This window comes from Candidatus Cloacimonadota bacterium (assembly GCA_020532355.1).
Lineage (GTDB): Bacteria > Cloacimonadota > Cloacimonadia > Cloacimonadales > Cloacimonadaceae > UBA5456.
The window spans coordinates 1-5,563 of record JAJBBD010000314.1; the positions used below are offsets into that span (position 1 = coordinate 1).

At 41.4% G+C, this 5,563-nt stretch carries 6 protein-coding genes; all 6 read right to left on the reverse strand.

All coding sequences use genetic code 11. The features are described 5' to 3' along the window. Nucleotides 1–144: hypothetical protein (locus tag LHW48_10715; protein MCB5260918.1), on the reverse strand; the 144-nt coding region annotated here is incomplete at its 3' end. Then, nucleotides 145–1,809 carry a glutamate formimidoyltransferase gene (gene ftcD, locus LHW48_10720; GenBank protein MCB5260919.1) on the reverse strand — a complete coding sequence of 555 codons (1,665 nt, stop codon included), beginning with the start codon at nt 1,807–1,809 and terminating at the stop codon, nt 145–147. Between the two features lie 5 nt (nt 1,810–1,814). After that, complete coding sequence (locus tag LHW48_10725) at nt 1,815–3,062, reverse strand: hemolysin family protein (GenBank protein MCB5260920.1); 1,248 nt, start codon at nt 3,060–3,062, stop codon at nt 1,815–1,817. Further along, nucleotides 3,063–4,130: a peptide chain release factor 1 gene (prfA, locus tag LHW48_10730; protein MCB5260921.1), complete on the reverse strand. Its 1,068-nt coding sequence runs from the start codon at nt 4,128–4,130 to the stop codon at nt 3,063–3,065. Further along, nucleotides 4,131–5,099, reverse strand: a complete 969-nt coding sequence (locus LHW48_10735) for a DUF1385 domain-containing protein (GenBank protein MCB5260922.1) — start codon at nt 5,097–5,099, stop codon at nt 4,131–4,133. Between the two features lie 76 nt (nt 5,100–5,175). Next, entirely contained in the window at nt 5,176–5,385 is a 210-nt protein-coding gene (rpmE, locus tag LHW48_10740; GenBank protein ID MCB5260923.1) for a 50S ribosomal protein L31, read from the reverse strand. Nucleotides 5,386–5,563 lie beyond the last annotated feature (178 nt).

Here is a 5,563-nt window from a genome sequence, read left to right on the forward strand (position 1 = left end):
CGAGACAAATTCTTCAATGCTGGTTTGGTAGGCTTTACGAAACAAGTCATCGGTATCTAAGACAGGAATATGCCATATTAAAGCAAGATTATTAGCCAGAGTGGTTTTGCCGGCTCGAGTAAAGCCAATTATATACAATATCATCTACAATCTGGAATTGACATCGTTCTCCACTTTGTTAGATATAGTTGTGCACTTTGCTAAAAGCTCTTCGGCTTCTGCTAATGTATTCTGTTTGAAGGTTTCATCGGTAATACCGGTAATGTTTATTCTGATATTGAAATAAGCTGCCTTTGCTGCTGCCAGAGCTATAAGCGCGGCTACTCCGGCATCGGAAAGGGCATTTACATTGCCTATTTGGCATATTTTATCTGCCAATGTCAAAGCCTCATAAGATATCCTTAGGGTCTCCAATGGCGCCATAATTGCAGCTTGAGTGCTTTGCTCAATTTGCTCATTGCGATAGGTGATTTCTGCATCTGTCTTTTTGGGCAATCGCATGGCATCCATCATAGCATAAAAGGCATCTGTATCCACATCTATGCAATGCATAGCGCTTTCTTTGATGCTCTGCCCTATCGGCGCATATTCATAAGCTTGATCCTGCACATTTTCATAGCCCTTTTTATCGATAGTAAGATTCGCTACCATTGCCGAGAGCGCTCCGCTCATAGCAGCACACAGAGCTGCCACCGAGCCTCCACCAGGAGCAGGAGCATCTGTAGAGAGCAAATCACAGAAATCTTCTACGGTCATAGCACTTAAGCGATCTTGTTTGGCTATGGCATATTCTATAACTTTCTTATCCAGATCGAATGGTGCGAGTTCTGCCAAACCCATAGATTGAATCGCTGTTTCCATTATCATCTTTTCCGGAATTCCGGTAGATTCATTCATTTTTTGCAAATAGTATTTACCGCTATCTATAAGTGCTGCTTTGGGAATAAGACCAACCAATTCGCTTCCGGTAACCTGAATACCCATTTCTGTGGCAAGTTCTCGCACTTTATCCAAAACCTTATGAGCTGGGGTAATCTTATAATTGGTAAGATTAATGCTTATCTGAGCGCGGTTGTAGCCATCTATATACCAACCCACAGCTTTACAATTGGTAAAGATTCCCGGTTCCATAATCTTGTTGCCATTCTCATCTTTGAGCATTTTCCCGTCCTTTCCGCGGGCGGCTCTGCCACTTTCACGTATGGTAAGAGCAATGTCGTGAGCTTTCTTTTTATCTCGGGTATTAAGATTGATATTGTAAGCTATTAGAAACTCACGAGCAGAAATTGCAGTTGCTCCGCTTCTTGAATTGAACGCATGTGGACCATAATCTGGCTTCCAATATGGGTCTTCCGCCTTTTGGGCTAAAGCTTCATATTCTCCGGAACGGACATTAGCGAGGTTTCTCCATTCTGGCTTGCTGGCGGCATGTTCGTACAAATAAACCGGTATGCCTAATTCGTCACCAACTCTTTTACCCAGTTTGCGTGCATATTCAACACATTCTTCCATAGTGATATCCGAAATGGGAATAAAGGGACACACATCGGTAGCACCCATGCGAGGATGAGCACCATGATGTTTGCTCATATCTATAAGCTCAGATGCTTTTTTGATGGCTTGGAATGCCGCTTCTACTACAGCTTCCGGTTCGCCTGCCATAGTAAATACTGTGCGATTTGTATCGGCTCCAGGATCTATATCTAAAAGTGACACATTTTTAACCGCTGTAATGGCTGCGGCAATGGCATCCAAAATGCTTTGGTCTTTACCTTCGCTAAAGTTTGGGACACATTCCATCAATTTCATAACATTTACCTCGCTTGTTTATGTATTTTTACTTTTACTATCTTTTTATCGGTTGCCTGTAACACTTGGATTCTATAGGGTTCAATTTCGATAAATTGCCCCTGATGAGGTATCTTTTCCAAATGATCTAAGATAAGTCCGGCTATGGTTTCATAATCACCTTGAGGCAGATCTATACCATAATCATCTGCTAATGTGTCTATTTCAACATCTGCCATGGCAATCCAGGTGTTGGCGCTTATCTGCTCTACATCGGCGTTTTCATCGTCATCATATTCGTCTTCTATCTCGCCCACAATCTCTTCCAGAATGTCTTCAATTGTCGCAATTCCGGCTGTTCCACCATAGGAATCCACAATTATTGCCATAGATTTTCTTTGCGATTGCATCTCTTTTAGCAGAACGTCCACATCCATATTTTCTGGTGCAAACAGAGGCTCATGCACTATCTCTTTTACAGTCATATCTTTGCTAATATCACGTTTGAGAATGTCGTAGATAATCAGAACTCCGATTATGTCATCTATAGTATTACGAAAAACAGGGTATCGAGTAAAACCTTCTGCTTGAGCCAATTCAATTACTTCAGATATTGGTGCTGTTTCTTCTATAGCCACAATATCGGTGCGTGGGACCATCACATTTCTGGCTTCCAACTCTTTGAGGTCCAATGCATCCTCTATCATTTCAATTTGCGGCTGCATAGAGCTATCATCGCCAGTTTCTGCCAAAAGAAAACTGATATCATCTTTGGTAAGATAGTCATACTGATTGTTTTCAGTTAGATGCAAAAATTTGCGTAACGCTAAATTGATATAGCTGACAATTGCCACTAAGGGACGAAACAGGTAATAGAAGAATATAAGAAGGGGATAGAATTTGGGAACTATTGTATCGGCATAATCCCTAAACACTGCCTTTGGTACTATCTCTCCAAATATCAGTACAATAGCGCCAACGATCAAAGATGTATAACGTGCATCAAAGGCAAAGTTTTCCAACCGCGCTACAAATAGAGTAGAAAGAGAAGCAAGAATGGCATTTGCAATATTATTGCCTATCAATGTAGTACCCAAAAACTTATCGGGCTTGCGGATAAAACGCAATAGAGAAGCGTCCCGCCGATTTCGCCGTGAACTATGTTCTAGAGCAATTTGATCTATGGAAATCAAACCTGTTTCCAAACCCGAAAAAAATAGAGATAATGCCATAAAGAATATTAGAACTACTAAGATTAGCAAGATTTGCAACATTTATTCGTTTACCTTCTCATTCCTCCAAGCTATGCGTAGCGATTGGATGAATTCATCGATATTTCCTGCCAAGAAACTATCCAAATTGTAACTTGTCAAGTTTATTCTATGATCCGTTACTCGCGATTGGGGAAAGTTGTAGGTGCGAATCTTTGCCGAACGGTCACCTGTAGATACCTGAGCACGTCTTGAGGAAGCTATTTCTTGTTCTTGTTTGCTAATTTCTAAATCCAGCAATTTACTGCGTAAAACCTTTAGAGCTTTTGCTTTATTTTTTATTTGTGATTTTTCGTCCTGACAGGTAACCACTATCCCCGTAGGTATGTGGGTTATGCGAACCGCAGAATCTGTAGTATTAACGCTTTGACCACCATTACCACTACTGCGATAGACATCTATGCGCAAATCGTTATCGTTAATCTCAATATCGATATCCTCAGCTTCGGGAAGAACTGCCACCGTAACTGCTGAGGTGTGGATTCTGCCTCCAGATTCGGTAACTGGAACTCGTTGCACACGGTGTACTCCACTTTCGAAACGCATTAAGCCGTAAACACTCTCTCCAGATAGCTGCAATACCACTTCCTTATACCCGCCCAAACCCGTTTCGTTGGCATCGATGATTTGTTTTTTCCAGCCCTTAAGATCGGCATAATAGTTGTACATCCGATACAAATCTGCCACAAACAGCGCTGCCTCTTCTCCACCTGTGCCTGCTCGAATCTCGATGATAGCATTCTTTTCATCATTAGGATCGGAGGGAATAAGTAAATCGCGCAAGTGCAATTCAATTCTGTGCATACTTGCTTCAAGGTTACATATCTCATCTTTGGCCATGGCTTGCATTTCCGGCTCTTTTTCACTATCCAATATGTGTTGGGCATCTGATATTTGCTTTTGTGTGGATAGATATTCTTGATAGCACCCTGTAATCGCTTCCAACTCTTTGTATCGGCGCATCAACTGCTTATACTGGCGAGCATCGTTCATCAAAGATGCATCGGACACTTTGTTTTGTAGCTCAAAAAATTCTGTTTGCAAAGCATCTAATTTATCGATGGGAATCACTTAATTCTCCAAAATAGTTACGTTGTGCTCGCTGTAATCCATTTCTAACGCTGCCTTCATTGCCACTAATGCCGTTTCCACCATCTTATCGTCCGGTGCCTGAGTAGTTATTCGTTGAAGAGCCATTCCCGGTACAGTCATAAACCTTACTATAGGGTGCTTGAGATTTCGCCCCGAAAACTTGAGAACTTCATAGCTGAGCCCGGAAATAATGGGGATCATCAGGATGTGATATGCCAAACGCAAATAAACCGGTACCGGACCGCCCAAGATAAAAGCGGAAACAAGTGTATCGGTGATGGAGAATACCAGTATGCCTACCAACAACACAAAAAACATAAAACTGGTACCACAACGAGGATGGATGGTAGTATAGCTTTGGATATCCTCTATTTCAAGATTGCTATTATGTTCGTAGGCATTCACGTTTTTATGCTCTGCTCCATGATAGCGAAATAGACGATTTACATCCTTCATCAGTGAGATAAGCCAGATGTATATAACAAAGAAAACAATGCGGATACTACCGGCAAAGAGATTGAAGTAAAAATCCTGCTTGGAAAGATTTAACCAATCGGATATCTTATAAGGCAACAATCCAAAAAGCAAAAACGCCAAACCAAAAGCTATCACAAAGCTTAGGATTTCCTCGCGTTTTTCGGCCGCCTTGCTTTTTTCTTTGTACTTTTCACCCTTTTCTTTGGCTTCTTCTTTCAAATCCAACTCAAATCGTTCGGCCGAAAATGTAAGCGTTGAAAAGCCGATCTTCATCATTTCTATAAGCGAAACAAAACCCCTTATGATGGGTAAAGCATACAATTTAACTCTTTGCGTGGCACTGATGAAGGGACTTACTTTTAGCTCAATATCTCCATTGCGACGGCGAACTGCAGTGGCCAATCTATCTGGCCCCCGCATCATCACACCCTCAATAACCGCCTGTCCGCCCACGTTAATTTCTTTTTTCATTAATTATTCCTCAGTAATATGCAAAAACGCCACTCCCCCATAAAAGGAAGACTGGCGTATAAAGCGGTTTTGAAATCTAGTTGTCTGATTTACGGTTGTATTTTCTATTAAACTTCTCAACGCGACCGGCTGTGTCCATTATCTTCTGTTTGCCGGTATAAAAGGGATGGCACACGTTGCAGATATCCACCTGCATATTGCCTTTGGTGCTTTTAGTTTCAAAGGTGTTTCCGCAGGCGCAAGTGATAATTGATTTCTCATATTTTGGGTGAATTCCCTGTTTCATTTATCTTGCTCCTTATAAAAATCTTATAATTTGAATCAATCTTTTTGAACCGCCACTTTATGTCAAGCAAGAGTTTAAAACCAGAACTGAGCCAGCCTTTCACAGCACCTTCACATCATCAATAAAATTAGGTTCCTATCTTGTCAATTTGTGAAAACCTGTGCGAATCTGTGGACAG

Coding starts and splice junctions, on each gene's coding strand:
- ftcD (MCB5260919.1), bottom strand. CDS start 1,809: ATGAAATTGATGGAATGTGTCCCAAACTTTAGCGAAGGTAAAGACCAA.
- LHW48_10725 (MCB5260920.1), bottom strand. CDS start 3,062: ATGTTGCAAATCTTGCTAATCTTAGTAGTTCTAATATTCTTTATGGCA.
- LHW48_10735 (MCB5260922.1), bottom strand. CDS start 5,099: ATGAAAAAAGAAATTAACGTGGGCGGACAGGCGGTTATTGAGGGTGTG.
- rpmE (MCB5260923.1), bottom strand. CDS start 5,385: ATGAAACAGGGAATTCACCCAAAATATGAGAAATCAATTATCACTTGC.